This is a genomic window from Parasphingorhabdus sp., assembly GCF_965233695.1.
Classification (GTDB): domain Bacteria; phylum Pseudomonadota; class Alphaproteobacteria; order Sphingomonadales; family Sphingomonadaceae; genus Parasphingorhabdus.
On the sequence record NZ_OZ247497.1, the window covers coordinates 2,213,754 to 2,236,693 of the forward strand.

The 22,940-nt window shown below is 53.6% G+C and carries 24 protein-coding genes; 15 read left to right on the forward strand and 9 right to left on the reverse strand.

From position 1 onward, the window contains the following. The first annotated feature begins 8 nt into the window (after positions 1–8). Positions 9–1,496: a PepSY-associated TM helix domain-containing protein gene (locus tag ACO6S1_RS10510; RefSeq protein ID WP_422342652.1), complete on the forward strand. Its 1,488-nt coding sequence runs from the start codon at positions 9–11 to the stop codon at positions 1,494–1,496. 49 nt (positions 1,497–1,545) lie between these two features. On the opposite strand, the gene nadB is transcribed toward ACO6S1_RS10510, so the two are convergent. Together nadB and ACO6S1_RS10520 are read right to left on the reverse strand one after the other, a co-directional pair. After that, positions 1,546–3,141, reverse strand: coding sequence for an L-aspartate oxidase (nadB, locus tag ACO6S1_RS10515; protein ID WP_422342653.1), 1,596 nt, complete (start codon positions 3,139–3,141; stop codon positions 1,546–1,548). Further along, entirely contained in the window at positions 3,138–4,073 is a 936-nt protein-coding gene (locus ACO6S1_RS10520) for an ABC transporter ATP-binding protein (protein WP_422346175.1), read from the reverse strand. The genes nadB and ACO6S1_RS10520 overlap by 4 nt, the downstream gene beginning before the upstream one ends. Before the next feature lie 179 nt (positions 4,074–4,252). Between ACO6S1_RS10520 and ACO6S1_RS10525 the strand changes: the two genes are divergently transcribed. From ACO6S1_RS10525 to ACO6S1_RS10580, 12 genes are all read left to right on the forward strand, one after another. Then, positions 4,253–4,798: a DUF4402 domain-containing protein gene (locus ACO6S1_RS10525; RefSeq protein ID WP_422342654.1), complete on the forward strand. Its 546-nt coding sequence runs from the start codon at positions 4,253–4,255 to the stop codon at positions 4,796–4,798. A 71-nt stretch (positions 4,799–4,869) separates the two neighbouring features. After that, positions 4,870–5,418, forward strand: coding sequence for a DUF4402 domain-containing protein (locus tag ACO6S1_RS10530; protein WP_422342655.1), 549 nt, complete (start codon positions 4,870–4,872; stop codon positions 5,416–5,418). Between the two features lie 66 nt (positions 5,419–5,484). Next, positions 5,485–5,697 carry a zinc-finger domain-containing protein gene (locus ACO6S1_RS10535; protein ID WP_422342656.1) on the forward strand — a complete coding sequence of 71 codons (213 nt, stop codon included), beginning with the start codon at positions 5,485–5,487 and terminating at the stop codon, positions 5,695–5,697. 49 nt (positions 5,698–5,746) lie between these two features. Continuing rightward, the gene (gene tldD, locus ACO6S1_RS10540; RefSeq protein WP_422342657.1) at positions 5,747–7,174 is read left to right on the forward strand and encodes a metalloprotease TldD; all 1,428 of its coding nucleotides are present in this window, start codon (positions 5,747–5,749) and stop codon (positions 7,172–7,174) included. Positions 7,175–7,278: 104 nt separating this feature from the next. Next, the gene (locus ACO6S1_RS10545) at positions 7,279–7,818 is read left to right on the forward strand and encodes a DUF924 family protein (RefSeq protein ID WP_422342658.1); all 540 of its coding nucleotides are present in this window, start codon (positions 7,279–7,281) and stop codon (positions 7,816–7,818) included. Between the two features lie 36 nt (positions 7,819–7,854). Further along, positions 7,855–8,331 carry a type II CAAX prenyl endopeptidase Rce1 family protein gene (locus ACO6S1_RS10550; protein ID WP_422342659.1) on the forward strand — a complete coding sequence of 159 codons (477 nt, stop codon included), beginning with the start codon at positions 7,855–7,857 and terminating at the stop codon, positions 8,329–8,331. A gap of 15 nt (positions 8,332–8,346) precedes the next feature. Continuing rightward, positions 8,347–8,907 (forward strand): pyridoxamine 5'-phosphate oxidase family protein, encoded by a 561-nt coding sequence (locus ACO6S1_RS10555; RefSeq protein ID WP_422342660.1) that lies wholly within the window; start codon positions 8,347–8,349, stop codon positions 8,905–8,907. A 2-nt stretch (positions 8,908–8,909) separates the two neighbouring features. Next, complete coding sequence (locus tag ACO6S1_RS10560) at positions 8,910–9,122, forward strand: DUF2007 domain-containing protein (protein ID WP_422342661.1); 213 nt, start codon at positions 8,910–8,912, stop codon at positions 9,120–9,122. Next, positions 9,119–9,937, forward strand: a complete 819-nt coding sequence (locus ACO6S1_RS10565) for a patatin-like phospholipase family protein (protein ID WP_422342662.1) — start codon at positions 9,119–9,121, stop codon at positions 9,935–9,937. The genes ACO6S1_RS10560 and ACO6S1_RS10565 overlap by 4 nt, the downstream gene beginning before the upstream one ends. Before the next feature lie 139 nt (positions 9,938–10,076). After that, positions 10,077–10,415, forward strand: coding sequence for a P-II family nitrogen regulator (locus ACO6S1_RS10570; RefSeq protein WP_422342663.1), 339 nt, complete (start codon positions 10,077–10,079; stop codon positions 10,413–10,415). Positions 10,416–10,430: 15 nt separating this feature from the next. Next, positions 10,431–11,765 carry an ammonium transporter gene (locus ACO6S1_RS10575; protein WP_422342664.1) on the forward strand — a complete coding sequence of 445 codons (1,335 nt, stop codon included), beginning with the start codon at positions 10,431–10,433 and terminating at the stop codon, positions 11,763–11,765. Between the two features lie 315 nt (positions 11,766–12,080). After that, positions 12,081–14,459 carry a TonB-dependent receptor gene (locus tag ACO6S1_RS10580; RefSeq protein ID WP_422342665.1) on the forward strand — a complete coding sequence of 793 codons (2,379 nt, stop codon included), beginning with the start codon at positions 12,081–12,083 and terminating at the stop codon, positions 14,457–14,459. Between the two features lie 112 nt (positions 14,460–14,571). Here the strand turns inward: ACO6S1_RS10580 and ACO6S1_RS10585 are convergent, their stop codons facing one another. Further along, a complete protein-coding gene (locus ACO6S1_RS10585) occupies positions 14,572–14,739 on the reverse strand; it encodes a hypothetical protein (RefSeq protein WP_422342666.1) in 168 nt (55 codons plus the stop codon). 124 nt (positions 14,740–14,863) lie between these two features. Here ACO6S1_RS10585 and ACO6S1_RS10590 point away from each other — a divergent pair, with 124 nt between their 5' ends. Continuing rightward, positions 14,864–15,376, forward strand: a complete 513-nt coding sequence (locus tag ACO6S1_RS10590; protein ID WP_422342667.1) for a hypothetical protein — start codon at positions 14,864–14,866, stop codon at positions 15,374–15,376. Between the two features lie 111 nt (positions 15,377–15,487). Then, complete coding sequence (locus ACO6S1_RS10595) at positions 15,488–16,138, forward strand: hypothetical protein (protein WP_422342668.1); 651 nt, start codon at positions 15,488–15,490, stop codon at positions 16,136–16,138. Positions 16,139–16,141: 3 nt separating this feature from the next. Here ACO6S1_RS10595 and ACO6S1_RS10600 read toward each other — a convergent pair whose 3' ends face one another. The 6 genes from ACO6S1_RS10600 to ACO6S1_RS10625 form a co-directional block, all read right to left on the reverse strand. After that, complete coding sequence (locus ACO6S1_RS10600; protein WP_422342669.1) at positions 16,142–16,936, reverse strand: SDR family NAD(P)-dependent oxidoreductase; 795 nt, start codon at positions 16,934–16,936, stop codon at positions 16,142–16,144. 23 nt (positions 16,937–16,959) lie between these two features. Next, complete coding sequence (locus ACO6S1_RS10605; protein ID WP_422342670.1) at positions 16,960–18,021, reverse strand: phosphotransferase family protein; 1,062 nt, start codon at positions 18,019–18,021, stop codon at positions 16,960–16,962. Positions 18,022–18,040: 19 nt separating this feature from the next. Then, positions 18,041–19,126 (reverse strand): Zn-dependent alcohol dehydrogenase, encoded by a 1,086-nt coding sequence (locus ACO6S1_RS10610; protein WP_422342671.1) that lies wholly within the window; start codon positions 19,124–19,126, stop codon positions 18,041–18,043. Between the two features lie 15 nt (positions 19,127–19,141). After that, the gene (locus ACO6S1_RS10615; RefSeq protein ID WP_422342672.1) at positions 19,142–20,443 is read right to left on the reverse strand and encodes an acyl-CoA dehydrogenase family protein; all 1,302 of its coding nucleotides are present in this window, start codon (positions 20,441–20,443) and stop codon (positions 19,142–19,144) included. A 107-nt stretch (positions 20,444–20,550) separates the two neighbouring features. Further along, entirely contained in the window at positions 20,551–21,981 is a 1,431-nt protein-coding gene (locus ACO6S1_RS10620) for an MFS transporter (RefSeq protein WP_422342673.1), read from the reverse strand. Next, positions 21,978–22,814 carry an SDR family NAD(P)-dependent oxidoreductase gene (locus ACO6S1_RS10625; RefSeq protein WP_422342674.1) on the reverse strand — a complete coding sequence of 279 codons (837 nt, stop codon included), beginning with the start codon at positions 22,812–22,814 and terminating at the stop codon, positions 21,978–21,980. The genes ACO6S1_RS10620 and ACO6S1_RS10625 overlap by 4 nt, the downstream gene beginning before the upstream one ends. Between the last annotated feature and the right edge of the window lie 126 nt (positions 22,815–22,940).

The following is a 22,940-nucleotide window of genomic DNA, read 5'->3' on the forward strand; positions in this document are numbered from 1 at the left end:
TGTAGATCATGCAGGATAGCGGCAAACCGAAAAAATCAGCATTGCGGATCATGCGTTCGCTGGAGGCGCACAGCCTGATCGCAATTATTTTTGGCGGGTTAATCTACATATTGGCGGTCACCGGAACCTTGTCGGTGTTTAATCACGAGCTCCAGCGTTGGGAGCAGCCCTATGCGCCCGAGATGCAAAACATTAGCCCGGAAGCCGCCGAGCGCGCCGCCTATAATGTCTTTCAAAGCGAGGAGGTGCCGACAACCCATCTCTATATAAGCTTCCCCCGGCCGGATTTGCCGAGAACGGTGATCACGACGGATACGCAAGCCTTTTTTGCTGATCAAAATGGGGCAATCGTGGCGGAGGAAGCATTTCCCTGGACCCAGTTTCTGCTCGATCTGCACTATTATCTCCATCTGCCGCAGACGCTGGGACTGACGGTCGTGGGTGCTTTGGGAATCATGCTGATAGCGTTGTCGATATCCGGCGTCCTGGCGCATCCCCGGATATTCCGCGATGCCTTTACATTCCGACGCGGGGCAGGGCGGCTGACAACCGTTGATCTGCACAACAGGTTAAGTGTCTGGACCCTGCCTTTCCATTTTTCCAATGCGCTCACCGGATCGATATTGGGGGTTGCGAGTGTCCTTGCCTTCGTCATTGCGACAGCCGGATTTGATGGCGATACGGAGGCGGTTTTTTCTCCCATATTTGGCAGCGAACCGGCGGCAAATGAGGCGCCATCCGATATTGCGAAAATTGCCAAGCCGATAGAACATATTGAAGAGACTTTCCCCGATGTCGATCCGACATTTTTTATCATGCACGACCCCGGAACCCTGGGGCAAAATTCCCAAATAGTCGGCGAGCATGGTGATCGCCTGATCTTCGGCGACTATTATACTTATAATGCAGCGGGCGAGTATCAGGGAAATATCGGTATTTCCGATGGTACGATCGGTCAGCAAATCATCGGCTCGGTCTATAATGTGCATTTCGGTAACTGGGGCGGTTTGCCGGTGAAGCTTGCCTATATGCTATTTGGCGTTGGCCTGTGCGTCATCGTGGCTTCCGGTCTGAAAATCTATTTCACCAAACGACGGGAGAAGGGGAATCCAGTCCCGAGGCTGGAAGGAGCGTGGTCAGCTATTATCTGGGGTACACCCACTGCTTTGGCACTGACGCTGTTTGTGGCGCTGCTCGATGTCGTTCCAAACTGGGGGCTTGTCGCGGTATTCTGGCTGTCGCTCGTGGCTATGATGATATATGGCAGCCGCATTGGCCAGAGCGCTGCAAAACAGTGTTTGATAACAGTGAGTTGTGTTTTACTCCTCGGTATAATTACAACCTATGTGGTGCGTCATCAGGAAGCGGTAATGAGCTTTGCCGGTTTGCCCATAACAATCAGCTTGGCAACCCTCATTGTAGTACTTCTTTTACTAAAGCGAACCGGTGGGCAAACTCCTGTTAAAACAGATCCAGAATTTGCTCCAGCAGAGTGATGGTGTCGTTTTTAAGCCAAATTTAGGCAGTCTTCGCGGAAGCCCAACCCTATGGCGCCAAAACGGTGTCCACAGCTTCCGGCAGCAGTTCCGGATAATCGGTAATATAGTGGAGCCCCCGGCTTTCTTTGCGGGCCAGCGCGGATTTCACGATCAGGTCCGCTACCTCGATCAGGTTCCGCAATTCGATCAAATCCTGCGTCACCCGGAAATGGCCGTAATATTCCTCAACCTCGCCGCGCAGCAGATCGATCCGATGCTGGGCGCGTTCGAGACGTTTGGTGGTGCGGACGATGCCGACATAATTCCACATGAAGCGGCGGATTTCGGTCCAGGTTTGCTTGATCACGACTTCTTCGTCGCTGTCGGTGACGCGGCTCTCATCCCATGGCCGGATCGCCGGCGGTTCCGGCATTTCATCCCAATGGGATGCAATGTCGCGGGCCGCAGCATCACCAAAGACGAAACATTCGAGCAAGCTGTTCGAGGCAAGCCTGTTGGCACCGTGCAAGCCGCTTTCGCTGGCCTCTCCGGCCGCATAAAGGCCGGGCAGGTCGGTGCGGCCATGCAGATCGATCAAAATTCCGCCACAGGTATAGTGCTGAGCGGGTACTACCGGGATCGGCTCCTTGGTCATATCAATGCCAAGGCCGATGAGTTTCTCATAGATATTAGGGAAGTGGTCTTTCACAAATTCCGGATCACGGTGTGAAATATCGAGATGGACATAATCGAGGCCCAGTCGCTTGATCTCATGGTCATTGGCACGAGCGACAATATCGCGCGGCGCCAGTTCCATACGTTCGGGGTCAAAGCGGTCCATGAACCGCTCGCCTGCCTCATCTCCGGCATCGGCAGGCAATTTCAAATGTCCGCCTTCGCCGCGCACCGCTTCGGTTATGAGAAAATTTTTGACTTCGAGATTATAGAGACAGGTCGGGTGGAACTGCATCATTTCCATATTCGAAACCCGCGCGCCAGCCCGCCAGGCCATGGCAATGCCGTCCCCTGTCGCCCCGCGCGGTGCGGTGGAGAAGAGGTAGGTTCTACCAGCGCCGCCACTCGCCATGATGGTGGCGCGTGAGGTCAGCGTTTCCACACGCCCGGTGGCGTTGTTGAGCGCGTAGACACCCCAGACATTTTTAGCGCCCGTAGGCGTCTCAGCATGCCGGTCCGCAATCAGGTCAATCGCAACCATATGCGGCTGAAGGGTGATATTGGGGTGCGCCGCAGCAGTCTTCTGCAACGCTTCCTGTACCGCCCAGCCAGTAGCATCGTCGACATGGACGATCCGCCGGTGGCTATGGCCACCTTCGCGGGTGAGATGAAGGACTTCCGCTTCCTTGTTGAAAGGCACGCCCATTTCTTCCAGCCGCTCAATCGCTGCAGGGGCATTTTCGACAACAAATTCCACAGTTTCGCGCCGGTTCAATCCAGCGCCTGCCACCATTGTGTCATCGATATGATTTTCAAAGGTATCGCCAGCATCCAACACAGCGGCAATACCGCCCTGTGCCCAGGCTGTTGAGCCGCCGGCAAGATCGCCCTTGGCCAGCACCAGCACCTTATGTGTTCGCGCCAGTGTTATGGCCGCGCTCAGACCTGCGGCACCAGAGCCGACGATGATGACGTCGAAATGGCTCATGCGGCTTTGCGCGTCAGGTTCAGGAACACGTCTTCCAGATCCGCTTCTCGTGTCGTAACATCAACAATCTCATAACCGCGTTTTTGCACAGCTCGCATAACGCCGCCGGCATTGGTGTGATCCTTGTTATAGGTTACTGCGACGGTGCGCGGGCCGATAATATCGGCTTTCAGGAAAAGGTCATCAGCAAAGGTGACCGCATCGGATTCTTGCGAAATATCCCGGTCCAACGTCAATTCAACCAGTTTCTCGCGCGCCATATCCACCAGTTCCGGTGTTGTTTTCAGCGCAATCAGTTTGCCGTGATTGATAATCGCAATCCGGTCGCAAAGATTCTCCGCTTCTTCCAGATAATGCGTGGTCAGAACAATCGTCACACCGGATTTGTTGAGCTGCTCGACATATTCCCAAAGCTGTTGGCGCAATTCGATATCAACGCCTGCCGTTGGTTCATCAAGCACCAGTATAGGCGGAGAATGGACCATCGCTTTTGCCACCAAAAGCCGCCGCTTCATCCCGCCGGAAAGGGTGCGCGAATAGGCATCGGCTTTGTCTTCCAGATGGACAGCCCGCAGCAATTCCATGGTCCGGCGTTCGGATTTTTTGATTCCGTAAAGTCCGGCAACCACTTCCAGCGATTCCGCTGGTGTAAAAAACGGGTCAAACATGATTTCCTGCGGGACAATCCCGATGGATGCCTTGGCGTTGCGATGATCCACATCGATGTCAAAGCCCCAGATAGTCGCCGAGCCACCGCTCTTGCTGACCATGCCGGACAAGATGTTGATCAGGGTTGATTTGCCCGCCCCGTTTGGTCCCAAAAGCCCGAAAATCTCGCCGCGTTTGACATCAAAAGTCACGTCATCCAGCGCTTTTTTTCCGCCAGCATAGGTTTTAGAGAGATGGTTGATGGATATAGCAGCTTCAGTCATCATAACCGCATAACCATCTTGTGCCCTACAATCAAAGGCTTTGCGCAACAGTGCTCAAGAGAGTGTAATTATACAGGATGTGACAAAGTTTAGTATTATTTTAACCATGATCTTACACCGTTTTTTGGGGTCTGATCCTTATGCAGTGCATTGTGGAACAGTTGGGGGACAATGATCGGGTGACCAGACCCGGATTTGCATATGCAGCATTTTTGCTGTGTGTCCTCCTGTGCGTAGGTTTCGCGCGGCCCGCTTTTGCCGCACAGTCAAACGGCACCAGCCGGACCACGGTGGTAAGTTCTTTGTCCCTCATCAAGGATGCTGACCTGAATTTCGGCGACTTGATTTCCGGTACAACAGCCAGCACAGTTATTGTCGACCCGCAGGGCACACGCCAGGTCACCGGCAGCGTTGTGGAAGCAGGTGGGACTGTTTCAGCTGCCCGTTTTCAAGGATCTGGAACAGGTGGCCAACGCATTCGGCTGAGGGCCCCATCGGGCAGTTACACGCTGACCGAGGGTGTAAGTGGGGCAATCATGATTTTGCGCGATCTGACCATGGAAGTGGACAATGCGACGCTTCTCGGACGAGGCAATAGTGGTCAATATCGAATCACGGGGGCGGGACCGTTTACTGTTCGGATCGGCGGAACACTTGATGTTGGAGCGAACCAGACACCAGGAGCATATGTCGGCACGTTCGAAGTTGATGTGAATTACTTTTGATCCATTTCAAATAATATTTTCGTTAACCATGGTCGCTAGCAGGTTGGTTAAATTTTGTGGGTAGTAAGTTAATGATGAAGACCAGAGACCAGATAATACCACGTTTGATCGTCGGCCTGTTGATTGTCCTAGTCGGGATGACAAGTGCACCGGCGGCATTGGCGCAAGATGCAAATGCGGATAGCCGTGCTGTAACCATCGGACCGCTATCTGTTGTCAATATTGCTGATCTTGAGTTCGGGAGCATTATCCCGAGTGCAACGGCCGGCACGGTATTCATTGACACACGCAACGGCAACCGGACCACCACGGGCGGAGTTACGACCGCTGCTGGCGCCAATAGCCGCGCCAATTTCATTATCTATGGTGGACCAAACCAGATTGTTGAAATTTCCATTCCCGGATCAACGACCATTACGCATAGCAATGGTTCGGATAGCATGCTGATCAACCAGATGGCGATCGGTAATGGCAACCGGAATTTCAGCACCTTTGTACGCGGCTTGCTGGGGACGCTGGGCATTTATCAGTTGACCGTCGGTGGTCGATTGAACGTTAACGCGAACCAGCTGGATGGCACCTATACCGGCAGTTTCATCATGACGGTTGATTATCTCTGACATAATCAGCCGGTTTGCCTGCGGTAATATATTGCGCTGGGTGAACACTGTTGCTAATTCGGCGTCATGATTGACACACCCGAAACCGTAAGAACGTCAAAAAAGCGCAATGCATGTGATGGCGCGTCCGATATTCCGGGTGGAGCTGCGTTGGGCCATCCCCGCGTCTGGCTGGAAATTGATGAAAAAGGTTATGTCGATTGCGGTTATTGCGACCGGCGCTTCATCCTGATCGGCGGACCGGCTGATGTCGCCGCCGATGCATCTTCCAGCGAATAATCTGACTTAAGGGGGTGCGCTGCCCCGATTTCGTTTCTATATAAACGGAATGATGAAAAATTTAGACCCCCGTTCGTTTCTGTATCGCCCCGATGGCCTGGACCCGGAGCGCGCCAAATCTCTAGTATCGAACAGCCTTTCGGCCTGTGACGATGGGGAACTTTACCTGCAATATAGCGCGGTAGAAAGTTTCGGCTTTGATGACGGTCGTTTGAAAACGGCAGACTATAGTACGGATAGCGGCTTTGGCCTGCGCGGTGTATCGGGCGAGATGACAGGATTCTCGCACAGTAACGAGATTAGCGAAGCGGCGATCAAGCGTGCGGCCCAGACGTTGCAACTGCTGGATCCGGCCAAGGGGGAACTTGCGCCTCCGCCGCGCGGGTCCAACCAGCATCTTTACGGTGAAACCAACCCGCTGGAAACCATCCCATTCGCGAAGAAAGTCGCCTTGTGCCAAGAAATTGACGCCGCGGCCCGCGCCCGTGATCCTCGGGTTGCGCAGGTTTCGGTTGGCCTTTCCGGCAGCTGGAGCGTGGTCGAAATCGTTCGCCCCGATGGCTTTGTCGCCACCGATGTGCGGCCATTGGTGCGACTGAACGTTTCGATTGTCGCCGAACAAAATGGCCGCCGCGAAACTGGCAGCTTTGGCATGGGTGGGCGCTATTTATACGATCAGCTTTTTGAAGAAGCCCGCTGGAACCGGGCGATTGACGAAGCGCTCAATCAGGCGCTGGTCAATCTGGAAAGCGTGGATGCGCCGGCTGGCGAACAGACCGTTTTGCTTGGTCCCGGCTGGCCCGGCATCATCTTGCACGAAGCCATTGGTCACGGTCTCGAAGGCGATTTCAACCGCAAGGGCACGAGTGCCTTTTCCGGCCGCATTGGCGAACGTGTAGCAGCGCCCGGCGTAACAGTTGTCGACGATGGTTCGATCAACGAACGGCGCGGATCGCTGAGCATCGATGATGAAGGCACGCCGACGCAGGAAAATGTCCTGATCGAGGACGGCATATTGAAATGCTATATGCAGGACCGGCTCAACGCGCGCCTCATGGGCGTTCCGGCAACTGGCAATGGCCGCCGCGAAAGCTATGCCCATGCGCCCATGCCGCGGATGACCAACACGTTCATGCGGGGCGGCAAGGATGACCCGGACGAGCTGATGGGCCGCGTCAAAAACGGCATCTACGCCAAGAGCTTTGGCGGCGGACAGGTCGATATTGTTTCCGGCAAGTTCGTCTTCTCCTGCACCGAGGCTTACAAGATCGAGAACGGCAAATTGGGGGCACCGATTAAAGGCGCCACCCTGATCGGTGATGGTCCTACCGCGCTCACGAAAGTAACCGGTATTGGCAATGATATGGCCCTGGACGAAGGCATCGGTGTGTGCGGCAAAGGCGGTCAATCCGTGCCGGCCGGTGTTGGACAGCCGACTTTGCTGGTGGATGGCTTGACGGTTGGCGGAACGGCGTAAGGTTTAATGGTTTATCTGTTCGCACTGAGCCTGTCGAAGTGCCTCGATGGTTTTGAACTGTCCTTCGACAAACCCAGGATGAACGGAATTGGGTTGAGTTCAAGATGAACTGGCAAGCCGATATCCTTCATTTCTGGTTTGACGAGCTCGGTTCTGACAATTGGTTCGGTTCGAGTGCGGACATAGACGAGCAGATTACCGAACGCTTTCAGGAGCTTTGGGAAGAGCAAAAAGCAAAAATCGCGTCCGATTTCCTGGCGACCCCTGAAACCGCGCTCGCAGCGATCATTCTGTTCGACCAATTCCCGCGCAATATGTTCCGGGATACCGCAGAAGCGTTTGCTACCGACCATCTGGCGCTGCAAATTGCCAGAGAAGCGATCGACCGCGAAATGGATCACAAGCTGACGGACGAGCAACGCATGTTTGTCTACATGCCGTTCATGCATAGCGAGGATCTGGACGATCAGACCCGCTCGCTCGGACTATTCACCGCCTTAGGCATTGAAAATAATATCAAATTTGCCAAGGCGCACCGTGATATCATCGTCAAATATGGCCGCTTTCCGCATCGTAATGCTGTGCTGGGCCGCGAGACCCGACCCGAAGAACAGGCCGCGATCGAGCAAGGTTCGGACTGGTAGCGCCACTTGGTGAAGATAGCTTTCCAGCAAACACTCATGGCTTTGAAAAGCTGGCCTGATGCAACACAGTGGATAGCTGCCTTGCGCTTGGCCGTCCCTGCGCTAGCGATAGTCGCGGCGCTGGGATTTTTGGCCGAATGGCTCGTCTGGAGCCCAGTCACCGACATGACGGCGTTGTTGTTCACGGCCGGCATCCTGTTCTTTGTTCCTGCGTTGCTCGAAGAACTGGTCTTTCGCGGCGTCCTGCTATCATGGCTGACACAGCTTACGCCGCGTTGGGGTGCATGGCTTTCGACCCTGTTATTTGTCGCGTGGCATCCGTTGCAGGCCTTGACTGTCGGTCCGCCTTGGGCAGACATGTTTCTGCGCCCGTCATTCTGGATCGCCACGTTGATATTGGGCATCATATTGTCCCATATACGGATCAGGTCACAATCGCTTTGGCCGGTGATTTTGATACACTGGTTTGCTGTTCTGATCTGGAAATCTCTGTTAGGAGGACCCTTCTATTGAACAGGAATTGCGACCATGGCTGAATTTTTCGATGCGCTGAATGATGATCACACGGCTTTTATTGCAAAGCAGCCGATATTCTTTGTGGCGACGGCGGCGGCTGATGCGCGGATAAATCTCTCGCCCAAGGGTTATGATGCTTTTCGGGTGCTCGGGCCAAAGCGGGTTGCTTATCTTGATCTTGGCGGTTCCGGCAATGAAACCCACGCGCATCTGATCGCCGATGGCCGGGTGACGATCATGTTCAACAATTTTGCCAATCCGGCGCTGATCATGCGGCTTTACGGGACCGGAAAGCCGGTCCTGCCGCAGGATGCAGGCTGGGATGAACTGGCGGCCCATTTCGAGATTTTGCCAGGCACACGGCAAATATTCGAGATCGCGGTGGACAACGTCCAAACCAGTTGCGGCTGGGGCGTCCCGCAGATGGAACTGAAATCGGAGCGCGAAACGCTGGTCAAATATCACCGCCAGTCCGATCCGGAAAAATGGATGGAGAAGACCGCCGGCCGGGTGCAGAGCATTGACGGCCTGCCAACGCGCGCGACCGACCGGTATTTGGGCGGGAATGGCTAACCATGAGTCTGGTTGAACTGTCCCGCCACATGCATGGTTATGAAGCGGAAATCATCCGCGGCCGGCTGGAAGCCGCCGGCATTGGTGCGGTCTGTTTCGACAGCGGCGTGAATATTGTCGAGGGGGCAGGGATTGCCTTGCCTGCTCGTGTCATGGTGCTCGACGAGGACTTGGCTGAGGCGAAAGCGATACTGGCGGAGGATGTTTCATTATGAAACTTTCGCTGGCTCTTGGCGGCGGCGCCGGTTTGGGCTGGACCCATATCGGCGTGTTGCGCGCGATTGAGGATTCGCCGCTCGAAATTGCGGCGATATCCGGTACATCCATTGGCGCGATTACCGGCGCGAGCTTCGCCGCCGGAAAACTGGACTATCTTGAGGAAACCGCGCGGACCGCCAATTTTCGCACATTGTTGCGCTTCATGGACCCGCATTTCAAGCGCGGTGCCGTCATGGGTGCGCGGACGATTGAGAAGGAGCTGGAGGAGCAACTCGGGAGCCTGACCTTTGCCGATCTGTCGATACCGGTGGCCGCCGTCGCGGCTGATCTGAAAACCGGCGACACGATCATCATGAACAGCGGCAAACTCGTCCCGGCCATTCGCGCCTCGATGTCTTTGCCCGGTATTTTCAAGCCGGTGGAATATGAAGGCCGGCTGCTGGTCGACGGCGGCGCCGCGTTGCCCGTCCCGGTTTCGCCGGCGCGTCAAATGGCGCCGGATGCACTGTGCCTTTCGGTGAACTTACAGGACGATTTTATCAATCGCGCAGAAATGGCCGGGATCAGCCGGGAAGATGGCAAATATCCGAACAGTATCGCGATTGTGAAGGCGTCCATCGGCCTGTCATTGCGCAATCTGGGCCGCTATTCTCTGGCCCTCGATCCTCCTGATTTTGCGCTGTCGCCGCCCGTAGGCCATATTGATATGCAGAATTTCACTAAGGCCGAAGAGCTGATAGAAATCGGCCGCCGGGAAACCGCTGCGATCATTCCCGATATTTTGGCGAGAATCGAAAAAGGTGCTGCCTAAAATTTAGGCAATCGCGCTGCACTGCACAAAATTTACACTTTCTTTAGAGTTTGAGATTCACTTTATTGTTTGAATCCAGTCGTTTGCGATTCTGGCACGTCCTTTGCGAAGATCCCCTTGGTAACAAGAAGGGGGCATAATGAAATTAATCATTGCCATAATAAAACCGTTCAAACTGGATGATGTGCGCGATGCGCTGACCGAAGTCGGCGTAGCGGGCATGACCGTATCGGAAGTCAAAGGTTTTGGGCGTCAAAAGGGACAAACCGAGGTTTATCGCGGAGCTGAATATACGACCAACATGGTTCCCAAAGTAAAATTGGAAATCGCATGCAGCAGCGAACTGGCTGATCAGGCTGTTGAAGCCATCCAGAGCACAGCCGGCACCGAATCCATTGGCGATGGCAAGATCTTCGTCATGGCGTTGGAAAATGCCGTCCGTATTCGCACCGGTGAAACCGGCGATACCGCGATTTAAACAGGGAAGCGTATAATGAGAAAAATTCTAACACTATCTGCGGGACTGGTAGCCATGGGGATGGCATCACCCGCGCTGGCGCAGGAGGCGGCTGAGATCGCTGATCCGAGCGCGAATGTCGCCTATATTTTTAACACGCTGCTATTTCTGATCGGAGGTTTTCTGGTCATGTGGATGGCCGCCGGCTTCGCGATGCTGGAGGCCGGGCTGGTTCGCTCGAAAAATGTCTCCATGCAGTGCCTGAAGAATATCAGTCTTTATTCACTCGCCGGGATCATGTTCTGGGTCACGGGTTACAACCTGATGTATACAGATGTGGCCAGCTGGATCGGTACATTCGGCCCTTATGGTATGCAAGCCGTTGGCGAAGCCGATGTTGAAACCGGCTATTCCGTAGCATCCGACTGGTTCTTCCAGATGGTATTCTGTGCGACGACAGCATCGATTGTGTCAGGTACCATTGCCGAGCGGGTAAAATTCTGGCCCTTCATGATCTTTGTCGCGGTTCTGACCGGCTTCATCTATCCGATCACGGGCAGCTGGGAATGGGGCACAGGTTGGCTCGACCAACGCGGTTTCAGCGATTTCGCCGGATCGACCCTTGTTCACTCTGTGGGCGGCTGGGCTGCTTTGGCTGGCGCGCTGATTATCGGCCCCCGTCTGGGACGCTATGTCAATGGCAAGATCACGGTTATGCCGGGTTCCAACATTCCGCTCGCGACATTGGGTACGTTTATCCTGTGGCTCGGTTGGTTCGGATTTAACGGTGCATCACAGCTCGCCATGGGTACGATTGGCGATGTCAGCGATGTTTCCAAGATTTTCGTCAATACCAATATGGCTGCTGCTGGCGGCGTGATCACGGCGATTATCCTGACGCAACTGCTATACAAGAAGATCGATGTCACCATGGCGCTCAACGGCGCGCTGGCCGGCCTTGTCTCGATCACGGCAGAACCATTGGCACCATCTGTCCCCGCTTCCATCCTTATAGGTAGCGTTGGCGGTTTGATCGTGGTGTTCGCGGTGCCGCTGCTCGACAAGCTGAAAATTGACGATGTCGTGGGTGCCATTCCCGTCCACCTTCTGGCTGGGATATGGGGTACGTTGATTGTGGCCTGGAATACCCAGTCCGAAGTTGACGGTGTGACCCTGACCGTTGCTCAACAGCTTGGTGTACAGGCTCTGGGTGTCGTCGCGATTGGTGCTTTCACCTTTGTGCTTAGTGCCATCGTCTGGACTATTTTGAAATTCACCATTGGTGTTCGGCCTTCTGAAGAAGACGAACGGCTGGGTATGGATATCACCGAAGTCGGTGTTGAAGCCTACCCCGAATTTGCCAAGGGTTAATCAGTTTGGTGCCGGCCTTTCTCCTCCCAGAAACTTGAGGTCGGCACCTCAACTTGTTCCTCCTGAGAACAACAACTTTATGGCCGGTGGTGGAAACACCCCGGCCTTTTTTTGTGTGGATATGACAAAAAGGTCCGAATTGTGACCTATTCGACACAGAAAAACAGCTCCTGTCAAAATTAATAGTGAAAAGACGTTTTTGACCTTCACTAAAATGTAAAATCATATTTATTGCGGTTGTGAGCAAATAAGCTCCGGTTGTGCATTTGACCAAAAAGGTCATCGCCAGCAATAAATATGGAGAGGGTCCCAGCTATGAAACGAGTAAAATTCGCAAGCTTAACCGCATTGTCTTTTGCAATTGCCGCGCAACCCGCGCTGGCGCAAGAAGCCGATGAAGCAGGTGCATCGGACGATAACATCATCATTGTCACGGCGACGAAGCGTGATGCCAATCTTCAGGATATCCCATTTTCCATCAATGCCCAGACAGCGGCAGATATTCAGAAAAGCGGTGCAACCACGCTAGAGGATATCTCCCGCAATGTAGCCGGGCTCTCGATACAAAATCTCGGGCCCGGCCAAAGCCAGGTTGCCATTCGCGGCGTATCGGCCGGACAAATTGTCCGCGACCAGCCCGGCGTGAAAGAACAGGTCGGTGTTTATCTAGATGAGTCGGTGATCTCACTATCGCTGTTTACGCCGGACCTGGATCTGTTTGATCTCAACCGCGTTGAAACCTTGCGCGGGCCGCAAGGAACGCTCTTTGGTTCCGGTTCCATTGGCGGCACCATTCGCTACATCACCAATCAACCCAATCTAAATGAGCTGGAAGCCGTTGCCGAAGGCGATATCAATCTCGTCGACGGCGATGATATCGGTTACAGTTTGAAAGGTGCGGTCAACGTCCCGCTGATCGAAGACAAACTGGCCCTTCGCGCGGTCGGCTATTACACCCAGTTTGGCGGCTTTATCGAGGCTTTGGGTGAAGGCGGGGCATCAGAGGAAGACATCAACAGTGGTGAACGCTATGGTGGCCGTCTGGCGCTGACGCTGCAACCGGTTGAAGGCATGACGATTACGCCGCGGATTGTTTATCAGGAGATCAAGTCTGACGGCTTCAATCGTCAGGAGGTGTTCAACCTCTTCGCCAATCCGTTCACCACCACCCGGCCGGACATTCAGCTTGGCGAGCGGCAACAATATTTGTTGCTGGACGAGGCTTTTGAAGACCAGACGATGATCGCCGACTTGACGTTCAATGCGGATCTGGGCCCAGTAAACTTTACTGCCGTCACCAGCTATACTGACCGTGAAATTCTCGTCAGCCGCGATGCGAGCGCGCTTACCGGTTCAGTATCAGTGGACCTCGGTTATCCGGATGCTGCGGTATTGTTGCCATCCAATTTGCGTGACACGACTGATCTGTCGCAAATTTCCCAAGAGATCCGGTTTGCCTCCAATAATGACAGCCGGTTCCAGTGGGTTGTCGGCGGTTTCTATTCGTCTGTCACGCGCGAATATCGCCAGCGCCTCCCAACGCCCGGTTATGATGCGGCTACGGATGCCACATTGGGCGCCGGAACGTCAGCTGCCGTTGCCAACGGATTTGGTGCGGACTCCCCGTTCAACTCCGATCTGGACTATGATATCGAACAATTTGCTGCCTTTGCGGAAGCCAGTTTCGATCTTACCGACCGTCTGACAATCACCGCAGGCGGCCGATATTATGACTTTGAAGAAACACGGATGATTACCACGGGCGGTCTTTTCGCCAATGGCGATAGCGGCGTGGTCGATGTGACCTCGTCGGATGGTTTCACGCCGCGGCTGTTGGTCAATTATGACATAACCGATGATATTTCGGTCAACGCGCAGGCATCGCAAGGCTTCCGGCTTGGCGGGGTCAACGATCCGCTGAACATCCCGCTATGTTCGCCGCAAGACGCCGCGATCTTCGGTTCGTTCCAGGATTATGACGATGAATCGCTGTGGAACTACGAAGTCGGCGTGAAAGCGCAAAAAGGCGGTATCACCTTTAATGCGGCCGCCTTCTACACCGATATCAGCGATTTGCAGGTTACCCTGGATGCAGGTTCCTGTTCTTCACGGATTACCTTCAACGTTCCGGAAGCCCATACACTTGGTCTGGAATGGGAGCTTTCGGCAGAAGTGCTGACCGGCCTGGATATCGGATTGTCTGGGTCCATACTCGAGGCGGAATTTGATTCCACCGTTGTCGATGGTGCCGGCAATGTATTGGGCGGTGTCGAAGACGGCAATCGGCTTCCCTCGGTACCCAAGTTCCAGATTTCCGGCGATGCGACATATAGCTGGCCCATTGGTAGCGGCGAAGCTTTTGTAAGTGCCTCGGCCCAGCATGTCGGCAGCCGGTTCACACAGCCAAGCGATCAAGTTGATAATCCGCGCTCCTTTGTTTCGGGTCTGCCCTTTGGCGGAGCCACCGGAAATGACGCGACAGTTATTGACTTGAAATTGCCAGCTTATGAACTGGTCAATCTCAGCGCGGGTGTGAAGCTCGACAATCAACTGGATGTGACGATCTACGTGAAAAACGTGTTTGATGAAAATGCGCTGCTGTCCTTCGACCGGGAACGCGGCGGACGGGCACGCACGGCCTTCCGCGTCGGTCAGCCCAGAACATTTGGCCTGACCGTCCGCAAGGGCTTCTGAAGCACTGCATAGAAAATGAAATGCCGGGGATGGAAACATCTCCGGCCTTTTTGATTCCGCTATCGATAGGCAGATCGATGGCTGTCCTACATATCTCGGTTTGTGATAGTCTTCAGCCTCGTTCCGGGATCGGGATTCGATTTTCCCCTGTTTGATGAATCTGTTTAGAAAATTCTGTAATTTTACCTGAATCCGGTTTCTCGCGAATGCCCATAAGGACTGTGTCAACTTTGTACACTTCATCCTTTTTCCGCAGAATACCGAGGATCATAACGTTCATAAAAGTAGCTCCTAACATGAACAACTGCTGACAAGAGGGTTCAGTCTGTACTCAACCACCGTCCCCTAGAAGAGTGTCACAAGCTCGAAAATAGTTCTCGGGTAGGAGTAGAAGGAAAGTGGAGATGAACACTCTTAAAACAGCAATGATCGGAACCGCTGCCGCAACTGCGATGGCCGTTTCTGCAACGCCGGCCATGGCCAAGGATTATGATCGAGATGGAATCAGCGCCGGAGAGGTAATTGCCGGAGCCGTCGTACTGGGCGGACTGGCTGCGATTTTGTCATCGAACAAGAAAGACAGATATAGCGTCGGCTATGACGATGACTATCGTGATCGTCGTTATCGCGACAAGCGCTATGGCTATGGTGATCGCCAACGTATCCGTCCGCGCCGGGCTGTAAACAAATGTGTTCGGGCTGCTGAGCGTAAGGCGAGCTATTATGGCCGGGCCGATGTAACCCAGATCCGCGACGTCAAACGGACCCGCTATGGCTATAAGGTCAAGGGGCGGATTGTGGTTAAAGATGGCTATCGCGGATATCGCCGCAGCTATGATCGCGGTAAGTTTACCTGTTATGTCGAAGGTCGCCGGGTAGCGGGCGTCCGTTTGAAAGACCTGAACTATCGCCGGTAAAGTTACAGGATATAAGAATATGGTTCAGCCTGGTGACAGGCTGAACCGACTATTTGTGGTATATGATTGGATTCTGAGGTACAGAATCTAGTGAACCTGGGGGTGAAAGTTATGAATATTCAAAAGACATTGTCCGCTGCCGTTGCATCGACGGCCTTGGTATTTACCGGATTTGCGCCTGCCATGGCAGCACCGATCAATGCCGCACCAGCACCCACGACGGTTATCGATCTGGAGAGCCTGGGCTGGACGGCCGATAGCGACAAGGCCGAAGGCTGGCGCGGATATCGCGGTTACCGGGGCTATCGCGGCTATGGTTATGGCCGCGGCTATCGGCGGCACCGGAATCGGGTTGATGCTGGCGATGTTCTGGCAGGTGTTCTAATCATCGGCGGAATAGCTGCCATTGCAAGCGCCGCTTCGAAGAACAAGCGGGACCGTGATTCTGATAATCGCGACTATCGCTATGATCGCAGAGACGATGACCGGCGCTATGATAATCGCCGGTCGGATAGCCGCAGCGATGATCGTGGCACGGGTTCGATGGATACTGCCATCAATGTCTGTTCCAGTGCTGCTGAACGGCAGGCAGGCGACGATGCCAGGGTTTCCGAGATACAATCGGTTGCCCGTGATGGCGAAGGCTGGCGCGTGGAAGGCGGTTTGTCGGGAACAGCGCAAACAACGTTCCTGTGCGGTACAACCAATGGCCGCGTCGATTTTGTCCAGTTGGGAAGTGGTGAGCTCGCTTTCGCGAACTAAACTCTAAACGGCCGTGCGGCCAAATTCCTGACGGGTGACGGGGTGCGAAGAACTTAATCCCCCGTCTACCGCAATCGCCTGCCCGTTGACATAGGATGACCGGTCGGATGCCAAGAATAAGGCAACTTCCGCCATCTCGATCGGGTTGGCGCCGCGGCGCAAGGGATTAAGGTAACCAAGCCGGTCCTCTTTGCCTTTCTCCCGCGCTTTGTCGTAGATAAACTGGGTCATACCGGTTTCCGTGATACCCGGGCAAATGGCATTGCAGCGGACGTTGGCAGTAGCAAATTGTTGCGCGGCCACTTTGACAAGATTGATAACCCCGGCCTTTGACGCCGAATAAGCGGGCCCACCTGCACCGGAACGGATGCCTGCGACACTGGCGGTGCAGATTATCGAACCGCCGTGGCCGCTGTCCGCAATGACTTTTCCTGCATATTTCGCAGCAAGAAATGGCCCAATAAGATTAACACGCAGGACCTCCTGCCATTCAGCAACACTGCTGTCGAAAATACCCTCAAAGCCACCACCGATTCCGGCATTGGCGAAAAAAACATGGAGATCGCCGAACCTTTGTTCAGCGGCTTCGACCAGCATCTCGATATCACCTTCAGAACCGGCATCAGCCTTTATGGCGATAATATTGCCTTCGGAACCTTGGGCCGTTTCTTCTACCGCATCGGTAACATCACTGGCGATGACCTTCGCGCCATGTTCGGCAAAAAGTAGCGCCGATGCGCGACCTATGCCGCTTCCCGCGCCGGTGACAATGGCTACTTTATCTTTGAGGTCCGCCATGTTTCTGCTCCTGTCAGTCTGTTTTAGGCGCCGGCACGTTTTGCTGCTTCCCATCCGGCTTGCACCAATGGTGTAACGCGGTCGGACATTTCGGCGGCCGCTGCGCTGTTTGCCGTACCATCTACTACACGCTTCTGGATGCCCTGCAAAATAGCGGCAATCCGGAAAAGATTATAAGCAAGATACCAGTCCATAGGTGGCAAGTCATCAATACCTGACTTTTCGCAATAACGCGCGATGGCCTCTTCGCGTGAAGGAATGCCGAGTGCTTCCAGATCAACACCCTTCAGGCCGCTGCGGCCTTCCGGTTCCATTTCATACGCCATCAGCCAGTAAGCAAAATCGGCAATCGGGTCGCCGAGCGTGGATAGCTCCCAATCAAGTACGGCTATTACTTTGGGCTTGTCATGAGCAAAGATCATATTGTCGAGGCGGTAATCGCCATGAACAATGCCAAAGCTCTTCTGTTCCGGAATGGTTTTCGTCAACCATTCGATTAGTTGATCCATTTCTGGAATGGTTTGCAGTTCGGATAGCCTATACTGTTGTGTCCAGCGGGAAATCTGGCGTTCGCAGTAATTTCCAGGCTTACCATGCTTTTCCAAACCCAGCGCTGGAGGATCATAGCTGTGGAGCAATGCCAGCGTATCGATCATTTCATGATAAATCGCCCGTCGTTCTGCAGGCTCCATGCCAGGTAATGTGCCGTCCCAAAGCGTCCTGCCGTCGGCCATGCCCATTATATAAAACATGGTGCCAATGACATCATCATCTTCACAAAGGCCGTAAGGTTTTGCGACAGGAAAGCCCGCTGGATGAAGCCCGGCAATAACTCTAAACTCCCGGTCTACTGCGTGAGCCGATGGCAATAATTTACCAAACGGCTTCTTGCGCAAAACATAGTCTGTACCCGGTGTCTCAATCTTGTAGGTCGGATTGGACTGACCACCCTTGAACTTTGTAATCGTCATCGGACCAGCAAAGCCTTCCACATTGGACTCCATCCAATTGGCAAGGCTCGCCTCGTCCAGCTTGTCTTTTTCTGGCACCGCCATGGTGCCAGTCATGTCTTCTTGTGGATTCATGGAAGTTCCCTCTTCCTATTTAGTTAAATGTGATGACCGAGCGTGCCGCATCACCTTTTTTCATTTTCTCAAAGCCATCGTTGATTTGCTCCAGTGGGATGGTTTCGGCAACGATACTATCCAAATCCAGTAATCCGCGCAGATAGAAATCGACCAAGCGCGGGATATCTACCGGAAAGCGGTTTTCGCCCATAAGTACACCCTGCAATTTTTTGCCAGATAACAAGTCCATGGCGCTAAGGCCGACTTGATGATCCAGCGGCATCATGCCAAGGATTGTTGCTGTACCGCCGCGTTTTAGCGAGCCGACGGCCAGCTCTCCCGATGATGGGCGGCCAACGGCTTCGATCGCATGATCGACACCGCCTTTGGTTAGGTCTAAAATCTGCGCCGCCGCGTCATCGGCCAGTGCATCAACTGTATCAGTTGCACCAAGTTTCAACGCGAGTTCCCGTTTTTCCGGAATAGGATCGGCCGCAATGATACGGCCTGCACCGGCAATTTTTGCCGCATTTATTGTCGCCAACCCGACACCACCGCAACCAACTACAGCGACGGTTTCTCCGGGTGTTACCGCGCAAGCATTGAAGATAGTTCCGGCGCCAGTCGTAACTGCGCAGCCAATGACGGCAGCGCGATCCAGCGGCATATCCGGATCAATTCTTACACAGGCATGCTCATGTATCAGCATTTGTTCGGCAAAGGCGGATAAGTTAAGCATCTGTGCGACAGGCGACCCGTCCGGTCGTGTAATTCGTGGCGCTTCACCTTCGGCTCTGCGTGTATCTGCCCCAAGGCAGAGTGACATCCGACCGGACACGCAAAATTCACAGTGCCCGCAAAAGGCCGACAGGCAGGAAATGACGGCATCACCTACCGCAACAGTACGGACTTCGCTGCCGACAGCTTCAACAATACCCGCAGCTTCATGCCCCGGAATCGCGGGCAATGGGTGCGGGTAGCTGCCGTCGATGAAGTGCAGATCCGAATGACAGAGCCCGCAGGCTGCCGTTCGGATCAACACTTCATGCGGTCCCGGCTTTGAGATGGTAACATCTTCGATTTCGAGCGGTTTGCCCGCTTCAACCAGGACTGCTGCTTTCATCTGATCGATCCTCCCTTATCGCGTGACGGCAAGGTCGCCGGACGATATTTCTTGGTTCATTTTGCTGCCATCTGCGGTTTCGGCATATTTGCCATATTCCATTTTCGCGATCGTCCGGTTGTGGACCTCATCCGGACCGTCTGCGAGACGCAAGGTACGCTGATGCGCATAGGCACTGGCAAGACCGAAATCGTTGCTGACACCGCCACCGCCATGCGCCTGGATGGCATCATCAATGATTTTCAGTGCCATATTTGGAGCTTGCACCTTGATCATAGCGATCTCCGCTTTTGCATATTTGTTGCCGACTTTATCCATCATGTCTGCGGCTTTCAGGCACAGCAAACGGCTCATATCAATATCGATACGGGCTCTGGCAACACGTTCGTCCCAAACACTATGTTCAGAAATACGCTTACCGAAAGCGATGCGTGATTGGAGGCGCTTGACCATTTTCTCGAGCGCTTCTTCGGCAACGCCAATGGTGCGCATGCAGTGATGAATGCGACCAGGTCCAAGGCGGCCCTGTGCAATTTCAAAACCGCGCCCTTCGCCCAGGATAATGTTGGATGCAGGGACGCGAACGTCTTTCATCTCAACTTCCATATGGCCGTGCGGTGCATCGTCATAACCAAATACCGGCAGATGGCGGATGATATTCACACCCGGCGCATCGGTCGGCATGAGGATCTGGGACTGCTGCGTATAGCGGCTGCCTTCAAATGTAGTTTTGCCCATGACAATGGCAATTTTACAGCGAGGATCGCCGAGGCCAGACGACCACCATTTGCGGCCGTTTATAACATATTCATCGCCATCACGAACAATAGCGGTTTCAATGTTGGTGGCATCAGAAGAGGCTACGGCAGGTTCCGTCATCAGGAAGGCGGACCGAATTTCACCATTCATAAGCGGGCGTAAATACTGTTCCTTCTGTTCCAGCGTACCATAGCGGTGGAAAACTTCCATATTCCCGGTATCCGGTGCGGAACAGTTAAACACTTCTGATGCGAAGCCGACACGGCCCATTTCTTCAGCGCAAAGCGCATATTCAAGATTGGTGAGGCCGGGGCCTTCAAATTGAAACACATCGTCAATATGCGTAAGGTTGGGGTTTGCTGGCGGCATGAAAAGGTTCCAGATACCTTTTTCTTTCGCTTTGGCTTTTTCTTCCTCCACAACCTGCAGGACTTTCCAGCGATCCCCGGATTCGTCTTCGGCTTGGTAATCGGCGATGCGTGGGCGCACGTGATTCTCGATATGCTCGCGTACCTGATTGCGCCAATATTCCTGCTTCTCCGTGAGATCAAAATCCATGCTTCTATCCTTTTTTGAAAGCTTTCTGATTTAACTATGCGATTAACTTATCAGAGCCGCAAGTGCTTTGCCACAGGGAAAGGAACTTGACGGACCGGATTTATTTTTCACTCCGCTGCTCTTGATGCGGCAGCCAATTTGGCGATGCGCTCGCTATGATCTTTTTCGCTAAGCGGAAACAGGGTGTAGGCCCAGGTACCGATAAGGCCGATGACGGTGATCATTGATACATAGATTAACGCAAGATTGTCCACGATGGCCGGGTCGACAGAGCCGGGAACAGCCTGTTCTGGCAGTTGGATGAAGGAGATGATGAGGCCAGAAAGCAGAATGCCCATGCCACCAACCATTTTCTGCATGAACCACATGCCTGAAGAAAAGAGGCCTTCGGTCCGCTTTCCCATTTCGAATTCATAAGCATCGGCAACGTCCGCCATCATCGACATTGTGAGAATCATTGCGGATATGCTTGAAGCGGTAGCGATTACCAGGAATGTGAATAGGGTGGGAACCAGAAAGTCAGAGTCGGGTGCAGGGAAAAGTTCCACCATGCGCAACCAGTAGGGTGCCGTACCGACCATCAATGCAAACAGCGTTAGAATTGCCGCTCCGTTGGGTTTTCCGGTACGCATCGATATAGGAGTGACTAAGACAAATGCCATAATAACGCCGATGAATAACACCGCAGAATAAAGAGTGAATTCTGCCGAACCGAACTCCCAAACATGAGTTAAAAGATAAGGCGTCATAGCAAATGTTAGGCCTTGGTTCGTGTAAGCAAAGACGCCGGCGAACATCAAAAGCATGAACGGAGAAAATCGGAAAGCGGCCAACATTTGCTTAAAGCCTTCAGCCGTTTCGGGATGAGCGGTCTCGGCTTTGTATCGGTTTACAATTCTTTTATGCGTGCTGATTGCCGATATGATGACCGCGACGACCATGATGCCAGCCCCGATAATTGCATAGGAAGCATAGCCATCTGCGTTGAGTAATCCTACCGGATAATCCTCACTGGGAACCAGGAGCACACCATAGGCCAGGACCATGATGCCCAACCCGCTTGCCCAGCCAAATAGAGTTCGAAAACGCAATATGCTGGTACGGTCATGATAATCCTTGCTCAATTCAGGAACCAGGGCGAGCGATGGGACCTCATAGGCCGAAAGAGAGAAACGCACGAGCATCGCCATTGCCAACAGATAGAAGAACTGTACCGTTGCGCTGGCTTCCGGTGGATGCCACAGAAACAACCAGGCGATTGCAATGGGAACGGCCGAACCATAAAGCCATGGGTGGCGGCGGCCAATGGATGTTCGGGTACGATCTGTCATCTGACCTATGAGTGGATCGACAAAGGCATCCACGAATAATGCGATCGCGATGGCCAAGCTAACCACGTCGGCGCGCATGCCAACAACCTGATTATAATAATAGAGAAGAAAAACGGCGAAACCATTATCCTTCACTCCATAGGCCGCGGCACCGAAGCCGTAGAGAAGTTTGGTTTTCAGGGGGAGCTTGTCGGAAGTATCTGTCAACGCAGATGCTCCGGTAAAATAGCATCCAGCATTCCCGGTGCTTCCGGGTCCCAACTGGACTGTGTACCAACCAGCAATCCGCCATCCACGAGCAAATGCGTACCAGTGACAAATCCTGCGGCATCGGATGCAAAATAGGCAACGGCCTCTGCTATATCGCCTGGAACGCCAGGCCGGGATACAGGTTGAGCACCTGCCGCTGCTTGCCCTAATACGCTATTGATCTGTAGCGCTTCCTCCTTGTTAGCGCCTACGGTAGCCGCAAAAATATTGGTTTGAATGAAGCCCGGGCAGATGGCATTCACGCGGATATTATATTGCGCCAGTTCAGCGGCTGATAATTTCGTCAGATGCAAGACGCCAGCCTTTGCAGTGGAATAGGCAACTGGGCCAAAGCCAGCCTGAAAGGCGCAAACCGAGGCGGTATTGATGATGGCACCGCCGCCGCGTTTTTTTAAATGCGGTGCGGAATGGCGAATACCCATGGCAACGGATTTCAACAGTAAAGCCATCGCAAAGTCCCAGTCGTTTCCGCTTATCTCGTCTATTGCATCGCGCGGTCCGCCGGCGCCTGCATTATTGAAAACAACGTCAAGTCCTCCGGTCGACTCCGCGGCGTAGTCCATAAGTGCTTTGACATCTTCTTCCTGCGAGACATCGCATTTCTGGAAATGGAAACTGTCGCCGAGCGTAGACATCATTGCAGAGCCTTCATCTGCGTTGATATCGCCCATGACAACTTCAGCGCCTTCGCGCAAAAACAGATCAACAGTTCCGCGACCAATGCCCGATGAGCCGCCTGTAATGACAATCGTTTTGCCTTCAAATCGCATCGTTACCGGCTCCTCTTTCTCGACCTATTTTTCTTTTGAACATAGGCTCAGCGTGAATTGGCCGTCAATCAATTCCGATATTTGATCAACCTGCCCTTACGGAATCCTGCACATGACTTTGTCCGC